The organism is Streptomyces sp. NBC_00086, assembly GCF_026343255.1.
GTDB lineage: Bacteria > Actinomycetota > Actinomycetes > Streptomycetales > Streptomycetaceae > Streptomyces.
Genome location: NZ_JAPELZ010000002.1, coordinates 250,568 through 271,160, shown reverse-complemented (window position 1 = coordinate 271,160; position 20,593 = coordinate 250,568). Strand labels below are relative to the sequence as shown.

13 protein-coding genes and 1 pseudogene are annotated in these 20,593 nt (G+C 66.2%); 7 read left to right on the top strand and 7 right to left on the bottom strand.

Features of this window, described 5'->3' with window-relative positions; genetic code table 11:
* Positions 1-86: 86 nt before the first annotated feature.
* The 5 genes from OG276_RS38360 to OG276_RS38340 all read right to left on the bottom strand — a co-directional run bounded on the left by OG276_RS38360 (position 87) and on the right by OG276_RS38340 (position 4,188).
* Complete coding sequence (locus OG276_RS38360) at positions 87-1,082, bottom strand: hypothetical protein (RefSeq protein ID WP_266914020.1); 996 nt, start codon at positions 1,080-1,082, stop codon at positions 87-89.
* A 236-nt stretch (positions 1,083-1,318) separates the two neighbouring features.
* Positions 1,319-1,882, bottom strand: a complete 564-nt coding sequence (locus OG276_RS38355) for a hypothetical protein (RefSeq protein WP_266914019.1) — start codon at positions 1,880-1,882, stop codon at positions 1,319-1,321.
* Positions 1,883-2,147: 265 nt separating this feature from the next.
* The gene (locus OG276_RS38350; protein ID WP_266914018.1) at positions 2,148-2,414 is read right to left on the bottom strand and encodes a hypothetical protein; all 267 of its coding nucleotides are present in this window, start codon (positions 2,412-2,414) and stop codon (positions 2,148-2,150) included.
* A 257-nt stretch (positions 2,415-2,671) separates the two neighbouring features.
* The gene (locus tag OG276_RS38345; protein WP_266914172.1) at positions 2,672-3,517 is read right to left on the bottom strand and encodes a PaaX family transcriptional regulator C-terminal domain-containing protein; all 846 of its coding nucleotides are present in this window, start codon (positions 3,515-3,517) and stop codon (positions 2,672-2,674) included.
* A 35-nt stretch (positions 3,518-3,552) separates the two neighbouring features.
* Positions 3,553-4,188, bottom strand: a complete 636-nt coding sequence (locus OG276_RS38340) for a GNAT family N-acetyltransferase (protein ID WP_266914017.1) — start codon at positions 4,186-4,188, stop codon at positions 3,553-3,555.
* Between the two features lie 114 nt (positions 4,189-4,302).
* Between OG276_RS38340 and OG276_RS38335 the strand changes: the two genes are divergently transcribed.
* The 6 genes and pseudogenes from OG276_RS38335 to OG276_RS38310 all read left to right on the top strand — a co-directional run.
* Positions 4,303-5,367 carry a S9 family peptidase gene (locus OG276_RS38335; RefSeq protein WP_266914016.1) on the top strand — a complete coding sequence of 355 codons (1,065 nt, stop codon included), beginning with the start codon at positions 4,303-4,305 and terminating at the stop codon, positions 5,365-5,367.
* A gap of 472 nt (positions 5,368-5,839) precedes the next feature.
* Complete coding sequence (locus OG276_RS38330) at positions 5,840-9,445, top strand: LamG-like jellyroll fold domain-containing protein (protein WP_266914015.1); 3,606 nt, start codon at positions 5,840-5,842, stop codon at positions 9,443-9,445.
* Positions 9,446-9,758: 313 nt separating this feature from the next.
* Entirely contained in the window at positions 9,759-16,205 is a 6,447-nt protein-coding gene (locus OG276_RS38325) for an RHS repeat-associated core domain-containing protein (RefSeq protein WP_266914014.1), read from the top strand.
* 91 nt (positions 16,206-16,296) lie between these two features.
* The gene (locus tag OG276_RS38320; RefSeq protein ID WP_266914013.1) at positions 16,297-16,569 is read left to right on the top strand and encodes a hypothetical protein; all 273 of its coding nucleotides are present in this window, start codon (positions 16,297-16,299) and stop codon (positions 16,567-16,569) included.
* Between the two features lie 441 nt (positions 16,570-17,010).
* The gene (locus OG276_RS38315) at positions 17,011-17,475 is read left to right on the top strand and encodes a hypothetical protein (protein ID WP_266914012.1); all 465 of its coding nucleotides are present in this window, start codon (positions 17,011-17,013) and stop codon (positions 17,473-17,475) included.
* A gap of 56 nt (positions 17,476-17,531) precedes the next feature.
* Positions 17,532-17,729 (top strand): annotated as a pseudogene (locus tag OG276_RS38310) (transposase); the annotation flags it as partial.
* Between the two features lie 234 nt (positions 17,730-17,963).
* On the opposite strand, the gene OG276_RS38305 reads toward OG276_RS38310, so the two are convergent.
* On the bottom strand, positions 17,964-18,986 hold the full coding sequence (locus OG276_RS38305; protein WP_266914170.1) for an ABC transporter permease: 1,023 nt from the start codon (positions 18,984-18,986) through the stop codon (positions 17,964-17,966).
* Between the two features lie 103 nt (positions 18,987-19,089).
* Between OG276_RS38305 and OG276_RS38300 the strand changes: the two genes are divergently transcribed.
* Complete coding sequence (locus tag OG276_RS38300) at positions 19,090-19,737, top strand: TetR/AcrR family transcriptional regulator (protein WP_266914011.1); 648 nt, start codon at positions 19,090-19,092, stop codon at positions 19,735-19,737.
* Positions 19,738-19,832: 95 nt separating this feature from the next.
* Here the strand turns inward: OG276_RS38300 and OG276_RS38295 are convergent, their stop codons facing one another.
* The gene (locus OG276_RS38295) at positions 19,833-20,591 is read right to left on the bottom strand and encodes a DUF4097 family beta strand repeat-containing protein (protein WP_266914010.1); all 759 of its coding nucleotides are present in this window, start codon (positions 20,589-20,591) and stop codon (positions 19,833-19,835) included.
* Positions 20,592-20,593: the final 2 nt, after the last annotated feature.

Here is a 20,593-nt window from a genome sequence, read left to right as displayed (position 1 = left end):
GCGGGAGACAGGAACGGGGTTCGGCGTGTCTCGTGCCAGGGCAGCTCGCGGCGGCTCGCTGGTCAAGCCCCCAAGCCCCGAATCCCCTACGAGAGCACCCACTGTGGCGGGTGGCCGGGGTCGGCCGGGCAGGTGAAGACGTGCAGGTCCCGGTCCCGGCCGAAGCGAAGCCGGGTGGGGTGGGCAACGGACGGGCCGCCCTGGATCGAGGCCTTCCCCCGTAGGGACGGGTCGCGGTCTTCCAGGGGCGTCCAGCTGTGCGAGCCGGCGTCCATCTCGTAGCCGTCGGCGGTCAGCAGCAGCCGCATCGGGGTCGCGCAGGCTTCGCAGCCGATGGCCATCGGGCCCGTCGACGCCCAGCTCGGAAAGCCGCCCACCCGCCAGCCGGGCGGGATCGACAGGTCGAACTGGTAGCTGGGGGCCTCAGGGCCGTGTTCCGCCGCCTGGGCTTCGTCCCACGCGTCGATGCGGGCGATCAAAGAGGTCGGCAGCGTGTCGTCCTCCGCCCAGGGATAGGTGTCCACCTCTTCGGGATGCAGGACACACGGCGCGGGGAGTTCGTGCTCCCATCGCAGCATGGGTACTTCGGGCGGGGCGGCGAGGAAGCGTTCCACGCGCTCGGTCTCTGCGGCCTGCCGCCACCGCAGGTGGTAACGGCGCTCCAGGTACGGACCGTGGTTGAACGGGCAGCGGAAGATCTGCGCCAGATCAGCACCATCGGGCCCGGCCGCCAGAGCCGGGATGTCCCGGCGGAAGAACTGGGCGAGGCCTATGAACGGCACCGGGCCGTCTTTCCCGGACGTTCCGGAGCCCGGCCACGGCTGGCTCCGCGGCCAGACGCCCGCGGCCCGGGCACTGCGGATCTCGTCCGGCACGTACCCCTCGCTTTCGGGCTGGTGGGGCTCGCGGCAGACCGGCCACGGCTCGACGTCCGGCCACAGCATCGGACCGCCGACATGGCTCTCACGCATGCCGGGCCGTCCCGGCCTGGGGTGCAGTCGGGTCGTGCGGCCCCGGTAGGGGGCCAGGTCCGGGAACACGGCCTCCGCGGAGACCGGTCTGGTCGGCGTGGTCCTGGTCATGCGCAGACCGTACGTGGCCGGGAAGATGCCACGCGAACGGATTGCGGCGATCCCGTCCGGCCATGACCCGCAGCGCTGTTCATCAGGGCCGCGTCCTCCTGGACGCATCGTGCCGAGCACAATCACCGTCCTGAAGCAAGGATCGAGGCGTTCTCTGAACTCGGCGATATCGATTTCCGGAGAGGGGAAGCGTTCCTGCCCCCGGGCAACAGGTGTTCTCGGAATCCGGAATCCGCCTACAGAGCCACGGGTCCGACACCACTGCGTGGCAGAGCCGACGCGCCCCGCTTTGTCTTCGCGTGCACGCGGTCGCGAAGCTCGGCCTGGTAGAAGACAGCTTTGTCACCGCCGAGCCCGAAGGACTCACAGATGTCCGCCACTGTTTCGGCGTCTTCCGCAGTACCCGTGAGCCCGATCTGGACAAGCCTCCAGTACCCCTGCTGCACGTGCTGCCTGCACCCCTCGCCCAGACCCTCACTTCCCGCGGTCGGCCCGTAGTCGCAGGAACCCGCGGCCACGAAGGACAACGTCTGCAGCAGCACCTCTCGTGCCAGGGTGGAGAGGTCGCCCGCCAGCGCGGCCATGATCACGCCGACCGCCGGCGGAGTGCACTCGAAGATGATCGTGCTTCCCTCGACATGGCCATCGAGGGTGTATCCGATCATGTCCTGGGGCGTCTCAGCAGTGATGATCGCCTCGATCAGAAGCGGCACATGCTCCGCAGAGTCACCGCAGCCGCACTCCAACGACGCCCAATCGACGCGTCGCATTTCTGCACGCACCAGCTCACCGACCACCACCGCGGCCCCCCTCAAAGCATGCAGGCCCCGGGCCCCGGCACTAGCGATCAAGCATGAGCCAACCATCGGTCCCCTCCCCGCCGTCGTGTGCGTCACGAAATATCCGCCACAGCCATTCCTTTCCGGAGGGCGAGGCATGGCACCCTGCGGGCCCGTGCCTGCCGGTTGGGGCAGTAGGACCACCACGACAGGCTCCCGGGCCACGAGGTGCGCGGCTCTCGATGTCAAACGTCCCGGCCGGATCAGCGGCACGTGAAGCGGTGGGTCACCCTTCGACCGTCAAGACAAGGCCCACGAGGCAGAGGGCCAGGCCGGCGGGAAGTATGAAGCCGCCCATGAGCCGGAAGAACCAGGGGCCGAGCTGCGACGGCTCGGTGAGGCTCAAGTCCATCGTCCGGGCAGCAGTCACAGCCCGTCCGGTGTTGCGGCGTGCCGCAGCCTTGTCCGCCGTACCGCGAAGGTTGAAGAGCAACACGGATCCCCAGCCCACGGAGACCGTTCCGAACACCAGCAACGCGATTCCCACACCCACGGCGACCCTCCCCAAGACGCCGCCCGACTGCGGCCGTCTGCCGGACTCTGTCAGCCGTCCGCCTGGAGAGCAAGCGATCTTGAGGAGGAGCGCCCCAAGGCCTCGGCCCCAAGCGGAACGGCATCACGGTGGTTGATGCCGTGTGCGGTGAGCCGGCTCGGTGCCCGGCCAACAACCACGGATTCAGGCACACAACCACTCACTCCGGCGGACGCCAGAACGGATACGCATCAAAGTGCGCGTCCTCTGTCCCGTCTTCAGCGCGCGGCTCGGTCTGCAGCTTCTCGGGTGATGTCGGCGTAGAGGCGGAAGAGGGCCGGGCGGGCTTCGCCGCCGTCTCGTTCGTGCAGGGCCGCCCAGCACCGGGCGATGAGCTCTCGGGCCTGGGTGCCGGGCCAGGGCTGGGGCAGGAGCTGAGGAGGCAACAGTGGGTCGGGCTCCATGGCGCGGGTGAGTTCGGCGGCAAGCTCGACCGCGATGGTGAGGAGTGCGGACGCGGAGAGTCCGGCAGGGCCGGTGAGCCGGGCGAGGCGGGGCCGGGCGATGCGGCTGAGGCGGTGGTAGCGGTCGGCGATCTCCTGCAGGGACCACAGGCGGCGGGCGAGTTCGACAGGCTCTTGGGTGTCGCCCTTGCGCAGGTCGGTCGTAGTGAGAAGGGTGAGCGCGCCATGGGCGCCGAGGCGGTGGGCCGCTTCTTCGACGTACGGTTCCCAGGCGTTGGCGCAGACGTACAGTCCGCCCTGGAGCGGGGCTCCGCCGAGGTGGACGAGGGTTTCACGCAGGGCGTCCCGGGCCGTGCGTGCCGATTCGGGCACCGCGAAGGCGGCCAGGTGCCAGACGCCGTCCCAGGGCGCGAGCCCGGCGTCTTGCTGGAACGCGTGCCGGAGGAAGTCCGCGTTGGGAGCCAGAGCACGCGTGGTGTCCTCGGTCGCGTGCAGCTCCGCCTTGCGGCCACGGCCCTCGTGGGTGAACCGGCCCTCGGCCACGAGGCGTTTGACGCACAGCCGCACCTGCTGGTCGCTCATGCCCAGGGTGTTGGCGACGGTGTAGAGCTCGTCCGCGCCGACGGTGCCGTCCTCGCGGATCAGCGCGTGGACGAGCATGCGGGTGGGGACCTCGACGTGGTCCGTCTCGGCGCTCACAGTTCTCGTGCTCCTCTCGTTGCGACGGCGCGACGCATGGTGGTCACGGCTCCGAACCCCAGCAGCCCGCGCAGGTAGGGCGTGTGCGCGGTACGCACGGCCGTGAAGCCGAGCCGCTCGTACAGGGCCCTGGCGCGCGGATTGATGTCGATCACATCCAGTCTGATCTCCCAGCAGTGCTGTTCCGCCGCGACGGCGGCCACCTCCTCGATGAGCAGGCTACCGACGCCACGCCCGCGCATGCCCGGGTCCACGGCGATGCCGTCCATGACGAGCTGTCCGGGGGCCGGGTGGCGTTCGAACAGGGCGAGGAGCAGGAGTCTGTGCAGTCCTCGCAGGTGTCCGTACGCGCGCAGCACGGCGGAGGCCGATCCCCCGGTGAGGGCGCGGCCGCCGATCTGGTAGCCGGCGAGGCCGACGAGCCGGCCGTCGATGAGTGCGCAGACCGCGCGATCGGCGTTCAGGTGGGCGGCGATGAAGGGCACCGCCTTGTCCGGCGGGTTCAGCGCGGGGCCCAGCTTGCGGCCGAAAGCCTCCCAGTACAGCTCGGCCGCCCGCCGCTCGGCGCCGGCCGGAAGGCCGCGCCGGACCGTCAGCGGTCCAGTACCGGTGTCCGTCGTGTCCAGCCCCATACCGTGCCCTCTTTTCTCGCTGCATCCCGAAACTCAAAACTATCATTCTCGCGACGATCGTGCTTGCGGTGATAGTTTTAGGCTCGCTCACCCGAACAGAGGCGGTCAGATCCCATGTATCCAAAGATCCAGCCCCGACGGCGCGGGCTCCGCATAGCCGTGTGGTCACTCGTCACGGTCCTGGTCGTGGCCGCCGGTCTCGGCGGCGTGGTGCTGTGGCAGAACTCCTACGCCATGGACGAGCAGCGGGTATCGATCCGCCACGGCGGCCACACCCTCAACGGAGTACTGGCCACCCCCAAGGACGGCCGCAAACGCCACGGCCTGGTCGTGTACGTCCACGGCGACGGCCCCGTAGACGCCACCCACGACGACGGGTACCGGCCCATGTGGGAAGCGAACGCCAAGGCCGGCTACGCCTCCCTGTCCTGGGACAAGCCCGGCGTCGCGGGTGCGCCCGGGAACTGGCTCGGCCAGTCCATGGACGACCGGGCCGAGGAGACAGCCGCCGCCATAGCCTGGGCGCGCGGCCGCCCGGACATCGACGGCGACCGGATCGGCCTCTGGGGCGTCAGCCAGGCGGGCTGGGTCCTGCCGAAGGTCGCCGCCAAGACGCCCGTGAGCTTCGTCATCGCCGTCTCGCCCGCGATCAACTGGCTCCAGCAAGGCCGCTACAACCTCCTCGCCGAACTGCGCGCCGACGGCGCGTCAGCAGCCCGTACCGACGCGGCGATCGCCAAGAGCGACACCACCCGACGGCTGCTGGAACGCCACGCGACCTTCGAGGAGTACATCGAGGCCATGGACGGCGACGCGGACGGCATCACCGCCGATCGCTGGGGCTTCATCTCCAAGAACTACACCGCGGACGCCACGCAAGACCTTCGCGCCCTGCGCGGCGTACCGGTGCTGCTGGCCCTCGCGGGCCAGGACATCAACGTAGACGTCGCCGACACGGAGCGCGTCTACCGCGAGGTACTGGCCGCAGGCGGTGCATTGACGGCCAAGCGCTACCCGGACGCGACCCATTCCCTCATCAAGCGGTCCATCGAGCAGTCAGACCTCAAGATCACGCTCACTGCGCTCTTCGCGCCCCGCTCGCTCTTCGCGGACGGATTCCTGGACGGCCAACGGCAGTTCCTCAAGGATCTCGACCGAGGCAGCAAGGCCACTCCGTGACAGTCCAGCAAGATCGGCCATGCCGCGTGGTGCACGTTCGCGTGTGCCGCCCGGCCCGCTGGGACGGCCGCGCCCGTGCCAGCTTCGGCGTCTTGGGAAGCGGTTTCACCGCCGAGCAGAGTCAGGACGGCCAATTCGCAATCTTCTGCACCACGACGGGGTCTAAGGCTGCTGCCATCGACCCTGCCTGGGGCGGGTCGGCGTCAAGCTGAGCCGTATTTCAGGTCAAAACGCCCCCAAGTATCAGCGAATAATTGGAATACCCATTTACGGCACTTGCGTGAATATCGAGAATGCAAAGTTCGGCCCAAACGTGTGTTGATCATTTTTAATCGAATGTTTAGTCTTGGCGTCCGGCCCTAAGTGCCGTTGCCGTGGGCCCGGGGGAGGCCCTTGTTGTTTTTCTCGGGTGGGGAATATGTCAGTAAGAGAACGGAGACGGCTTCGCCGTGCTCTGAGTGCCCTGTGTGGCTTGGCCCTGCTGGTCGGACTGCCGCCCGCGTACGGCGCAGCCGCGTCGGAGGTTCCACTGCCTGAGGGGCAGCGGGCGTTGAAGGAGGCCGCGGAAAGCGGCCGGCGCGTGGAAGTCATCGGTGAGCGTTCGGAGTTCACGACCACATATGCAAACCCGGATGGGGAGACGTTCCGTCTCGTCCAGTCGGTCGTGCCTGTGCGGGTGAAGAGCGCGGACGGCGCCTGGGTGGAGCCTGATGCAACATTGGTGACCCGTCCGGACGGAACGGTGGGGCCGAAAGCTGCCGTTGTCGGTCTGAGCTTCTCGGGCGGTGGTGCCGGGGCAGATTTGGTGCAGATTGAGCGGGAAGGCCGCACTCTCGCGCTGGGCTGGGCCAAGTCCTTGCCCAAGCCGACGCTTGAGGGGGCCAGTGCCACCTACGCGGAGGTGCTGCCGGGCGTCGACCTTCGTATGACGGCCACGGTGGAGGGTTTCCGTGAGGTCCTCGTCGTCAAGACTCCCCAGGCCGCAGCAAGTCCGGCGCTGAAGGAAGTCAAGTTCTCTCTCAAGGCCAAGGGGCTGGAGGTCTCCGGGTCCAAGGAGAACGGGCTGACCGCTTGGAACAGTGATGGTCAGACGGTCTTCGAGGCGCCGCCGGCGCTGATGTGGGACTCAAGCGGCTCGGAGAGCGCGCCTGCTCAGTCAACGGCCAAGGCGGCCTCCACCGCGATGCACTCCGTTGCCGCGGTGACTGCTGCAGAGCCGAGTCCCGCAGCCGGATCGGGAGAGGGTGGTGAGTCACCGTTCGATGGTCCTGGTCAGGGCGATCAGACGGCAAGCCTGCCCCTGGCTGTAGACGCCACGAGCCTCACGGTGGTCCCCGACGCCGAGCTCATGGCGCAGAAGGATCCTGCGGCCTTTCCTCTGTACATCGACCCGTCCGTCAACGCGGACTACAACGTTGAGCGCCTTCTGCTGCGCAACGACGGATACGCGAAGTACGGCTGGGAGAACGCCGACGACAACATGGGCCAGGGTGTGGGTGAGTGCGGGTCGTGGGCCGGCTACTACTGCGGCCCGGGGTACCTGCAGCGGCTCTACTTCCAGTTCACGCCGGACAACCTGCGCGGGAAGAGGGTCCTGGACGCGACCTTCACTATCACGGAGCCGTGGGCCTTCCAGTGCGAACCGCGAAACGTGTGGCTTGTGCGTACGGCGGGCAAGTTCACCAAGTCGACGACCTGGGGAAACAAGCCGGCCTACGCAGACCTGATGGGCGACCGCTCGGTGTCCGCGGGGCGGGGATCGGCGTGCGATCCGAACTCTCCGGCTGCGCCGATCGAGTTCAACGACAATCCCGATGAACCGGACGAGAACCTGACACCCACGGTCCAGGCCTGGGCGACCGGCAAGTCTCCACTGACTCTGGAACTGCGGGCCCAGAACGAGTACGACACGAGCGCCTGGAAGCGCTTCCGCAACGACGCCGCGCTCTCCGTGGACTACATCAGCAACCCGGCTGCGCCGACAGGCCAGACCATCGACGGCACCCCGTGCGAGAAGAACTTCGCTGAAGCGACCACCATCTCGCGCACCGATCCCGATCTGCGTGCCACGGCCAAGGTCTATCCGGGTGGCGAGGCGGAGGCGCGGCTGCGTGTGGCCTTCCTCATCGAGAGGCAGGAAGGGTCGAACTGGGTCAAGGTCAACAGCGGCCCCTTCATCGACAGCCCCAGCAACAGCTTCTACGGGGCTAATGCCTCGGTCCGCGCCGAACCGGAACTGATGCCGACCCTGCAGGACGGCAAGACGTACCGCATGCTCACATGGACCAGGTCCTTCGCCGCCGGAGCGGCGACCGCGGGAAGCGACTATGTCACCTGCTACTTCAAGGTGGACGCGTCGGCTCCCGGCCTCCCACGGATCTCGTTCGGCGGCCCCTACACCGAGTGCACCTCAACCAGCTGCACGGCCGCGGGCAGGCCCGGAGTACCGGGCAAGTTCACCTTCCGTCCTGCCGTCGGGGAGGACTCCAGTGTCGTCCAGTACATGTACAAGATGGACGGGGACACCAAATGGAACTACGTGCCGGCGACAGCCAGCTCCTCCATCGGAATTGCCCCGGATCATGCAGGGCTGAACAACCTGTACGTCAGGGGCGTGGACGCCGTGAACGGCGGGCGCCTGGGGCAGATGTCCTTGGTCCGGTTCTCCGTCAACGAGGACCCCGACCCGCTCGCGCACTGGAACTTCCACGACATGTCCGGTGACAATGCTGCAGACACCGCGACCAGGGACCTCTCGCCCAATCCGGCGGGCCTGCACAATGGTGCCCTTCGCCCCTCGGACGGTCGCCGCGGATGGCTCACCAACATCAATGACGAGGACAGAGCTCTGCGGCTCGACGGTGTCGATGACTACGCGGCGACCTCCGGGCCCGTGATCAACACCCAGGAGTCCTTCACCATCGCAGGCTGGGTACGCCCCGACCGGGTCGACACCACGTTCACCATGGCGGGCGTGGCCGGCAACTACATGAGCGCCGTCGCGATCACCCACCACGCGGGCGGAACCTGGTCGGTCTCGCTGCCCACCACGGACGACTCCACCGCCAGCAGCACCAAGTACGTCGTGAACGCCAAGGCGAAGACCGTTCCCAAGGTGTGGACCCACGTTGCCGCCGTGTACAGCAAGACGAACAAGCGGCTGCATCTGTTTGTCAACGGCGACTACCAGGGCGGGATCGACCTGCCCTCGGACTTCAAGCCCGTGGCTGCAACCGGTTCCCTGACGATCGGCCGGAATAAGGACCGTGGCGCCTGGGGGAACGACTTCCCCGGCCTCATCGACGAGGTCACCGTCTGGCAGTCCGACCTGAGCGCGGCATCGCTGAGCACCGACGTGCGGATGCACGACAAGGCCACGGGCCAGAACAGGGTCGAACTCGCGGCCCGCTGGAACCCTGACACTGTCGCCGGAAGGGTTCTGCCGGACACCTCCGGCTACGACCGCGACCTGACCTTGTCGACGGGAGCGACCATCGCCGGCGGGAAGCTGGTCCTCAACGGGACCACAGACGCCGCATGGGCAGCAGGCGCGCTCGTCGACGAAATGGGGTCATTCACCGCGACGGCCGAAGTCGAACTCGACCCGGCAAAGCTCGCCGCCAAGCCCAACGGGTACATCGCGCAGGTCCTGAGCCAGCGCGCCGACAGCGGCGCGACATGGGGCCTGTGGTTCAAGAAGACCGCTACCGAACCTATCCCCGATCACGACACCGGTGCGAATGTTGACACCGCGTTCGGCCAATGGTGTTTCGGCCGCCGCAATGCCGACGGCAGCGGCACTTGGTCGGCAAGCCCGCCCACGTCGAAGTTCGACACATCGGTGCAGGTCACCGTCGTCCATAACGCTCAGGACAACGAGCTGAAGCTGTACGTCGATGGCAACGAGGTCTCCAAGCAGGGCTCCTACTACGCCACCGAGTCCAACAGCACCTTCTTCTTGGTCGGCGCGAGCTTCGTCGACGGCGCCTGGGCCCACTTCATGCCCGGGAAGATCAACGACGTGCGCGTGTGGTCCGGAGCCATGTATGACGCCGAACAGGTCAAGGACTTGACCTAGTCCAGACACGGCTGCCGCCGGCCGATGGCAGCCAGGGCCTGCGCTGAGCGGCCGGGGTCGCAGAACGCGACCTCGGCCTGCCGCCCCCTCCTCTCCGTGTGCCCATCGCTAGTCACACGCACCTCTACCTTGCGGCTCGTCCGCTTCAGGAGTTTTTGTGTCCAAAAAGAGAAGTCTGTTGGCGAGAACACCGATCATCGGAGTCCTCGCCCTGGCCTTGTCCGTCACCGGTTCGATCGCACCCCTCGCTAGCGCCGCAGAGGCACCTGGCCGACCGTCGAGCCCCCAGCACCGGCCTGCGAAGGTAAACTCGGTGCCGGTCAAGGCGGTGGCCTCAGCCGATCTGATCGCCAAGCTGAAGGCCGAGGACAAGGCCCAAGCCGAGCGCGCGAAGGCCAATCCGAAGAACACCTGGCCCAAGCCCACCACCCTCAAGAACGACCTGAGCAGCGCCCCGGCCGCCAACTCCCTGGTGGCCGTCACCCGGCCGGCCAAGAGCGCCCGCGCGGGCGCCACCGCCTCCGGGCAGGCCACGGTGCAGGTGCTGGACCAGCAGGCGGCCCGCAAGGCCGGCATCACCGGTGTGCTGCTCACGGCCACCGCCGCCACCCCCGGCACCGCACGAGTCGAGGTGAACTACGACTCCTTCGCATCGGCCATCGGCGGCTCCTGGTCCACCCGCCTGGGCCTGGTGACGTTGCCCGGTTGCGCGCTGACCACTCCGGACAAGCCGGAGTGCCGCACGACCACACCCCTCGCCTCCAACAACGACATCGCCAGCCATGAGCTGTCCGCCAACGTCAACCTGGCCGGCGCAAAGCCGACCGCCACGGGCAGTGTCCTGCTCCCTTCTCAGGACGGACTCCCGAGCACGCCCTTGATGAGTGCCGCTTCGGCCGCACCCACCGTGCTCGCGGTGATGGCCACGACCCTCGCCTCGCCTTCGGGCGGCGGCGATTACAAGGCCACCCCGCTCGCCAGCTCTTCCAGCTGGCAGGCGGGCCGGTCATCGGGAGGGTTCAGCTGGTCCTATCCGATCACGGTGCCTCCCGCGGTAGCCGGCCCTGTGCCGGACCTGTCCCTGTCGTACGACTCGGGTTCCATCGACGGGCTCACTGCAAACACCAACAACCAGGGTTCCCAGGTCGGTGAGGGTTTCGACCTGTCCTCCTCTTCCTACATCGAGCGCAAGTACGGCTCATGCGAGGACGACGCCCAGACGGGCAAGGACGACCTGTGCTGGAAGTACGACAACGCTTCCCTCGTCCTGAACGGCCAGGCCAACGAACTGGTCAAGGACCCTTCGGACGCGACGGGCAACACTTGGCGGCTGAAGAACGACGACGCCACGAAGGTCATCCGCGGGCACGGTGCGGGCAGCAACGATGACGGCGACATCACCACAGACCCGAAAGACACCGACGGTGAATTTTGGAAGGTAGTCACCAGCACCGGCACCACCTACACCTTCGGCCTGAACAAACTTCCTGGTGCGCCCGCAGGCTCTGAGACCAACTCGGTCTGGACCGCTCCCGTCTTCGGTGACGACGAAGGCGAGCCCGGCTACAAGAAGAGCAGCAGCTTCTCCGGCCGTGCCGTTCAGCAGGCCTGGCGCTGGAACCTCGACCTGGTTCAGGACCTGCAGGGCAACGCCTCCACGTACTGGTATACGAAGGAGGCCAATTACTACGCGAAGAACGGCGACAAGACAACCGCTATCGGCTACAACCGTGGCGGCTATCTGAATGAGATCAAGTACGGCCAGCGGGCTGACGCACTCTTCACCGGCATCGCCTCCGGACGGGTCGAGTTCACCTATACGGAGCGCTGCGAGTCCGGCTGCTCCTCGCTCACGGAGGACACGGCCGACAACTGGCCCGACGTACCATTCGACACCATCTGCGCTGGTGGCGCGACGGACTGTAAAGCTACGGGGCCTTCGTTCTTCACTCGCAAGCGCCTGGAAAACATCACCACGCAGGTGTGGTCCACTGCACTTGAGCCGGACGCATTCACCAACGTCGATTCCTATGCCCTCGTCTCGGGGTACACGGCTCCGGTCGATCTCAACGACCCGAGCGAGCGGAGCCTGGTCCTCAAGTCGATCATCCGCACCGGCAAGAACGGCACCGCCCTCAAGCTGAACCCGGTCGACTTCACCTATGACAACCGGCCCAACCGGGTCGACGTTCCGACTGACGACATCCTGCCGATCAACCGTCCCCGCATCCGCACCATCACCTCGGAGACCGGAGCGACGACCGAGGTCACCCTCTCCGACCCGCAGTGTGTCAGCGGCAGCAAGATGCCGACCGCGGTCGACGACAATGACGACGCCACGCGCCCCTGCTACCCGGTTAAGTGGAAGGTCAACGGCGGTGATACGCGCCTGGACTGGTTCCACAAGTACCGCGTCACCAACGTCACCACCAAGGACGCCATTACCGCCGCCACCGTGTCCACCTCGTACGAGTACGAGAAGCCTGGCTGGCGCTACAACGACGACCCCATGACGAAGGAGAAGGATCGCACCTGGTCCAGCTGGCGCGGATACGGCAGGGTCACCACCTACACCGGCGCCGGCTCCAACCGCTCCAAGACCACCAACGTGTACATGCAGGGCATGTACGGCGACAAGACAGCCGACCCGAAGGTCACCCGCACCAACAAGGTGCCCGTCATCGACATCGACGGCACCGGCTCCATCGCGATCGCGGACTACACCGACTACGACCAGGTATCCGGCTTCCTTCGCCAGACGGTCACCTACAACGGCGCAACCGTCATAGGGTCCTCCCTGAACTACCCGGGGTACACGAACACAGCCACGCAGACCGTCTACAAGATGACGGATGCGGGTCAGGTCGCAAAGGACAGCGACGGCAAGCCCATCGTCGACAAGACCATCACTGCCTCGCGGGTTCGTACCTCGCGCACGTACAGCTACGCCTACCTCACCACCTCCGACACCTTCCGTCGGACCCAGACCGACTACCTGCACGACACGTATGGCATGGTCACGCGTGTCAACGCCTTGGGTGACTCGTACAAGAGCGGCGACGATACCTGTACAAACACCTGGTACGCCCGCAACCCGGCGGTGGGCCTGACCGACCTGGTTTCCCGTACCCGGACCGTGGCCCAGGCGTGCACCGATGCCGACGGCAACGACGTCACCGATGACAAGCTGACCCTGCCCAGCTCGCTCACCACCCGCGGTGACGTCATCTCCGACACCGCGACCGTCTACGACGACGCCACTGTCACCGGCTGGAAAGACGGGCTCGTCCCGACCAAGGGCCTGGCGACCTGGACAGGCCGGCCCAAGGCCTACCCCGCCGCCAACGGCACCAATCCGCGCACCCCGTCCGAGACGGACGGCTGGCAGAAGCTGTCCAGCACCACCTACGACACCCTCGGCCGGCCCCTGAGCGCCACCGACGCGGCAGGCAACACCTCCACCACCGCCTACACCCCGGCGACCGTCGGCCCACTCACGGCCAGCGTGAGCGCCAAGCCCGTGCTGGACTCCAACGGGCAGACCCACCGGACCTACGCCTACTTTGACCCCGCCCGCGGTGCGGTGATCAGAACCGTGGACGCCGGTTCGAAGCTCACCACCAGCGCGTACGACGCTCTCGGACGCGTCACCGGTACATGGTTCGGCAACCGCAGCCAGTCCGGGGGTGAGTCTCCGAACATTAAGTACGGATATTCCTTCCAGCGTGGCTCCTCACCCTGGACCTCCGTCACCCAGCTCAAGCACGACAACACCACCTACCAGACCCCCGTCTACTCCATCACCGACTCGCTGCTGCGTCCGCTGCAGACCCAGACCATCTCGCCCAACGGCGGACGGATCCTCACCGACACCCGCTACGACTCCCGCGGCCTGGCCTACGACACGTACGCCGATGCCTGGGACGACAAGAACGCGCCGGACGGTGACTACGACGCCGTCACCGCCGGAGGGCCCTTCCCGCAGACCAGGACCACCTTCGACGGTGCAGGCCGGCCCACGACCGCCGCGCTGTGGGTCAACGGCGCCAAGAAGTGGTCCACGACTACCAGCTACACCGGCGACTCGGTAGCCACCTCCGCGCCTGACGGAGGCACGGCCGCTCGTATCATCACCGACACGCTGGGACGGACGACAGAAACCCGCACCTACTCAGGCGAGCAGCCGGACGACGCTGCGTACGGCGCCACTCTCGGTACCGCGTACACCAGCGTTAAGTACGCGTATAACCGTGACGGTACGCCCGCCACGATTTCCGGGCCGGACGGCGCCAAGTGGTCGTACACCTACGACCTCTTCGGCCGTCAGCGCACTGCCACCGACCCGGACAGTGGCACGACCACCACGAACTACTCGTTGCTGGACCAGGTCTCCAGCACGGTCGACGCTCGTGGTAACACGCTCCTGTACGCCTATGACGAGCTCGGTCGCAAGACCGGCAAGTGGCAGACCTCCCGCACGGACGCCAACAAGCTGGCCGCCTGGACCTACGACACTCTCCTGCGGGGTGCGCCGACCGCCGCCACCAGCTACGTCGGCGGCACGACCGGCAAGGCCTACACCAAGAAGATCGCGGCGTACGACTACCTCGGCCGCCCCAGCGAGACCGAGCTGACGCTGCCCGCCGACGACCCGCTGGTCACTTCGGGTGCCGTCAGCGCGACCACCAAATACGGCACGAACCTCTGGGAAGACGGCACCGTCTCCTCCACGTCCGAGCCTGCGGCCGGCGGCCTCCCCTCGGAGACCATCTCCACCGACTACAACAGTTATCTGCTGCCGGACGGTCTCTCCGGTACCAGCGGGTACGTCCAGAGCGCCGGCTATTCGCCCCTCGGCCGGCTTGAGAGGATGAAGCTCTCGCGCTCGGGCGCGCTCGGCGTCAAGGACGTCGACATCGCCAACACCTTCGAGGAAGGCACGGGCCGCCTCAAGGCAACCACCGTCTACGAGCCGACCCACGGCCTCGTCCAGGACAGCACGTACACCCATGACGACGCCGGCAACGTCAAGTCGATCTTCGACAAGGCAACGGTCAGTGGCGCCAGCGCGGCCGACTACCAGTGCTTCACCTACGACGGCCAGCGCCGCGTCACCGAAGCCTGGACCCCGAAAACCGCCGACTGCGCCACTATCGGCCGGACCACGGCCAACCTCGGAGGTCCCGCCTCCTACTGGAAGTCCTACACCTACAACGCCGGCGGCCAGCGCGCCTCGGAAACCACGCACACGAGCTCCGCTACCACCGACCGCACCTACTGCTACGACACCACCCGCAAGCACGCCCTCGTCTCCACCACCGCCAACGCCGACTGCACGGGTGTCGCGGACCAGTACACCTACGACGACGGTGGCAATACCACCAAGCGCCTGCGCGGACCCACTACCACTACCAGTCAAACCCTGACCTGGAGCGGTGAGAACAAGCTCAGCAAGCTCGCAGAGGGAACCGACACCACCACCTACCTCTACGACGCCGACGGTGAACTGTTCATCCGCCGCAACACCGGCGGCGAAACGATCCTCTATGCCGGGGCCACCGAGGTCCACCTCGAAGGCACCAAGAAGTGGGCCAACCGCTACTACACCCTCGGCGGCCAGCGCGTAGCGGTCCGCAGCAACGAGACAGGCACCTCGAAGGTCTCCTTCCTCTCCGGTGACCACCACGGCACCTCCTCAGTCGCCATCGACAGCGGCGACGAGCAAACCGTCAGCAAGCGCTACATCACTCCATTCGGTGCGCCCCGCGGCGACTCCGTCGGCACCTGGCCGGACGACAAGCGCTTCCTCGGCAAGTCCGCCGACACCAACACAGCGCTCACCCACATCGGCGCCCGCGAATACGACCCCAACATCGGTCAATTCATCAGCGTCGACCCGCTGTTGATGCCTGATTCTCCGCAGTCGCTCAACGGCTACGGATATGCCAATAACAACCCTGTCACCACAGCAGACCCCACCGGCAGGTGCGCGGAGATCGACTGTCCCACCAGGCCCACAACAGAACAGGAAAACACCACCCCAGGAAACGAACCGGGCCAACCGAAGGTCTCACAGGGCGGCAGTGCCCCGCCGGCTCCCGAGGGGCAATACAAGACCACGTGCGGCCGATTCGAATGCAAAACGAAATGGGTGGAGCAGCCGCACGGGAATGACAAAGATTTCAAGGTCGGCCTAGTGTTGGGGGCAGTTCAGGTATTGACGGGGGGATGTATTGAGCACAAGGGCCTTTTTGTCACGCAGCCATGCTTCGGGGGTGTGGCAGAAGATCACGGAGTCGATCTGAGCTCTTCGGCATTCGAAGAAGGAATGGGATGGGGCTCACTCGTAGGAGGTGCTCGCCTAGGTACGTTCGCTCTGCGAGGAGCGAAGGCGGGGCCCAGCGGCCCTGTCGCCGGAGGTAAGCCAGTCGGTCCGGGTTGGTTCCCGTACGGGAGCGCGAAGGTCCCGAATAACTGGTCGGGGCCCCACATGACGAGCAAGTATAAGAAGAATGACAATAAGGCAGGTTTTGTGTGGCGCGCCCCGAGGGGCCAAGACAGCGTTCGCATCGACAGGGGAGACCTCAACTCTCAGTGGGCTACGCAACAAGTTGATCACGTAGTGATTAACTCTGGAGGTAGAATCGTAGGGCGTGGAGGTGAGCTCCTGCCCCCCAATGCGCGAATACAGGATTATCCGGTAGAGGCTCACATTCCGCTCAGCGAGTGGCAGACGTGGAGGACTTGGAATGCCCCCTAAGGGTCATGACCTTCAGACGCCATGGATACGAACGCAACTGATTGACTGGCTGGACAAGCTAGGGAATAGAGATTGGCAAGAGGAGAATTGGTTGCGTCAACCCTCAGGTGGATCCGGCCTTGATGAAGCGCTAGACTTTTTCGACGACTCGGGCGTCTTGGCCGAGCCGAGCGGGAGGCTGGGATTCGTTCTTTTTGACGACGTGGAAGTCTCTGCAATGACTGTCCTGAACTCTGCGCTTGATTCTGCTTTGTCTTCTGCATCAAACGATGCAGAGATAATTCATTCTCAAGCTTGGGGTGAAGTCGTCGCGGCGGCACGTGAAGCTCTGAACATCATGGGCGATTCGCGAAAAGAATCCTAGTAAATCGGATTGTCCCTAGCTCTCAAATTTGCCTCGAATGGTCCCTGCTGAACGATAGATGCGAAGGGCTCTACGGCTACAGCCGTAGAGCCCTTCGGTTCATGTCGGCTTCCCGACAGAGAAGTCAACCGTTGTGAGTCGGATCCGGTTTGGCGCAGGTTCTGGATGCTGTTGATGATCTTCGCTCGATTTAGCCGCTCTAACTGGCATCCCTCAATGCGCGTGAACCCTAGCAATCTGCACAGCGTTTCCGGTTGCGTTCTGCTAGCGGAAATTCAAGTGTTTGAGCGTGCGAGGTTGCACGGATTGAAGTTCGCAAGGATGGCTGCGAATCAGCGGGCCGGGATTCTAGGACTTGTCCGGGCGATCTCTGAGCCGACGAGTGCCTAACGCTCTGAATCTCGCTGTCGAAGGGCTTGCCGAGTGAGGTAGAAGAGCGGCATGGACACCGCAGAACTTCAGCGGACGCTGAACGAGCCCATCGAAGCCGTTGTCGTGCACCACGGATACACCACCTACATGCGCGACTACGAGGTCATCATCAATGTGTGGGACGGCCCCCAAAGCCCGTCGACCTACCTGCGGTATCTCCTCCGGTACTGCGTCGAGGCCCGATGCGAGACGTTCCTGTCCACGGATACCTGGCGGGATTCCTTGGACGAGCGGCTCCTCGACCGCGAAACCGCCATCGACCTCGACGGTTATGTCTGGGGCGCGAACCATCACGAGTTGTACGGAGCCGAGCTTCGTCTCCAGTCGGAGGCTGCCCTCCGCTGGTCGAAGGCTGTCGGGATCGACTTCCATGAGGTTCACATTGAGACCAACGCTCATGATCTGACCTTGGTCTTCTCAGACCTTGAGGTGAGCGAGGTGCCGGTCGGGTACGCACCCTTTATCGCGGACTGAGAGTCAGAATTCGTGTGATCTTGTGACGGGCGTGGGTCCGGGTCGTTGATGTGGACATGGGGCGGGGTGATCTGAGCGATGCGGAGTGGGAACGGCTAAGGCCGTTCCTGCCGGTCAGCAACAGGCGTTGTGGCAGGTGGCGGGACCACCGGCAGGTAATCGACGGGATTTTGCACCGGGTGCGGACCGGCGTTCAGTGGCGCGACCTGCCCGAACGGTTCGGTCCGTGGAAGACCGTCTACGAACGGCACCGCGGGATCTGTGGCCTTCCGGTTCCTCTCGCCCCGCTCCCGGATGAGGGCGGTGACGTGGCACGCCCGGCGCGGCGGGGCCGGTTGCCACCCGCACTGCTCCGACGTCCCCAGAACGATCCCGAAGATCCACGGCCGGCATTCAGCCCTTGGGGATTGGTTTCGGTGTTTCGCTGTAGGGGCTTTCCATCCGAGCGAGCTGAGGCGGCTGTCACCGCGATTGGCTTCCGGTCGGCTTCAGCCGACCGGAACGGCCTCCGGTGCCTGCCGCGGCACGGCGGCGGATGTGGAGGCGGGGCGGCGCGGGCGGGCGAGCAGGACGGCGGCCAAGCCGGCGATCACCCAGATGGTCAGCGTGATCAATGGCCGCCCGGCCCCTGCGCCGTCGAAGAACGCCACGGACCGCACCAGTGAGCCACCAGCGCCGGGCGCCAGCCACTGGCCGATCAGCCCGGCCGGCTCGGGCAGCAGCTCAGGGGCGGAGGTCATGCCCGAGAACGCGTTGCCGACCATCATGGAGAGCAGGGCGCCGACGCCTATGCCGGCCGGGCCGATCAGTGCCGCGAGCCCGGCCACGGTGGCACCGACCGCGAGGGCCGTGAGGCCGAGTGCGCCGGCTTCGGCCCACCAGTTGCCCGTGAGCGCGCCGAGCCAGCTGTGGGTGAGCGCGGCTGCCACGATGCCGACCAAGGCGGCCGATCCGAGAAGTGCCAGGACTCCGCGGGTACCGCGCAGTCCGAGGAGCGTGATGACGGCGCCGGCCGCGATTCCCGCGAGGGTCATCGGAAGCAGGCTGGAGTTGAGTACGGCGCCGCGTGGGTCGTTGGCCGGCGCTGCGACCACATCGGTGATCTGAACCTGCGTGCCTTGCGGGCTCCCCGCGGTTACTGCCTGCTGCAGCAGCTGGGCCACCACCGTGCTCGCGGCCGAGGCGGTGAGCAGCTTCGGGCCCTGCTGGGTGACGACGACCGCGCCGTATACCGTCCGGGCCTCGATGGCTGCGCCGGCCGCGGCTTCGTCGGCGTACCGGTGGATCTCGAACGCGCCCGGCTTCTGCTGCAATTGCTTCTGAACGCCTTCGGCCGCCGCCGCGGGGCCCGCGACGCCGATGGGGAGATCGCGCGGTGCGATCCGTCTGGCCGGCCATGCGAACGCCCACAGGGCAAGGGTCACGAACACCGGGATCAGGACTATGACAGCGATCAGACGCCTGCCCTGTCGCGGAGACGGCGGTGCGGAAGTTGCGGAGGCGGTGGACATCAAGACTCCCAAAGCAAAAAGAATGAGCATTCGTTTTAGATGGGTCACTGTGTTGCAGGCGGTGACGCTTGTCAAGAACGAATGCTCGTTCTACGTTGAGCGCATGGCTCGCGTATCCCAGGAACACCTCGACGCCCGCCGCCGCCAGATTCTGGACGGCGCCACGCGTTGCTTCAGCCGCAACGGCTTCCACACCGCGTCGATGCAGGACGTCCTGCGCGAGGTCGGTCTCTCCGCGGGCGCGGTCTACCGCTACTTCACCGGCAAGGACGAGCTGATCGCGGCCATCGCGACCGAGGCTCTCGCCACCGTCCGGGCCGCGTTCGAGCGAGCTGCCGAGGAGCACCCGCCGCCACTGCCTGACGTACTGCTCACCCAGACCCTCGGCGATGTGCTGGCCGGAGGGGTGCTCGGCAGCGGCGGCCCGGGAGCCGGCGACGAGCCCGAGTTTCCCCGAGTGGCCCTGCAGGTATGGGCGGAAACGCTGCGCAACCCGGAGTTGGCCAAGGTGCTGCGCCAGGGGTTCGACGAGATGCACGAGACCTGGAGCAAGATCGTCACGGCCTACCAGGAGGCCGGACTGATGAGGGCCGACGTACCGGCCGACCGCGTGGCGCGCTCCTTGATGGCACTGGCGCAGGGGTTCATCGCCCAGCAAGCCCTGTTCGGAGATGTAGAGGTCGAACAGGTGCGGGACGGGCTGAGCGGCCTGATGTCCATGACGGAACCCGCGTCGGCTGACCACATATGAAACACGCCCACGCGGTTCCCGGCTGATTGACGTCTGCCCGTGTCCGCCTGACGGCACGCCTGTTCCTATTTCCGGCGTATTCCGGTTGGCCTCCGTCAATGGTGGATGTCGATACCGCCGTTGTTCGTCTTCACCGTCACGGTGTGGCTGGCCTTGCGGTCGACCGGGATGTCGATCTTGGGGGTGCTGTTGGCACTGGTGGCCTGGATGTAGTAGCCGGAGGAAGGCAGGGTGAGGTCGACGCCGCCGGTGCCGGTGGTCACGTTCGTCATGGTGGGGGCTGTGCGGAATGCGGCCCTGACCTCGCCATCCGTCGTCGTGGCTTCGAACCGGTCGGACGTGGCGCCGGCCACATGGATCTGGCCGGTGGTGCTGTTCAGGGCGAGCGGCCCGGAGAGGTCGGTGAGGTCGATGCCCCCGGAGCGGGTCCTGATGTCGAGACTGCCGGCGAGGCCTCGCGCGGTGGTCCCCCCGTCGACGGTGGTCACCTTCACCGCGAGCTTTTCCGGCAGCGAGATGTCGAGACGGAAATCGTCGCAGTCGCCGGAGCACGACTGGGACACGGTGATGATCGCGCCGGCCGTGCTGGTCGTCAGCTTCGGCGGGGTGCTGCCGGTGTACTTGCCGGTGGCGGAGACATGCACGAAGGAGTCGCTGCTTGCCTTCAGTTGGACGCCCGCGTTCGCGGTGTCGATGCTCAGCAGGGTGGCGGCGGACGCGTCGGCCTGGCCGGCTGCGGAGAAGCTCTCGCGGCCTTTTATCACGCTGAGCACGGACCAGGCGCCTACGGCGACGACGACGAGCAGGACGATCAGGCCGCTGCTGATGATGAACCGGCTCTTGACAGAGGACATTG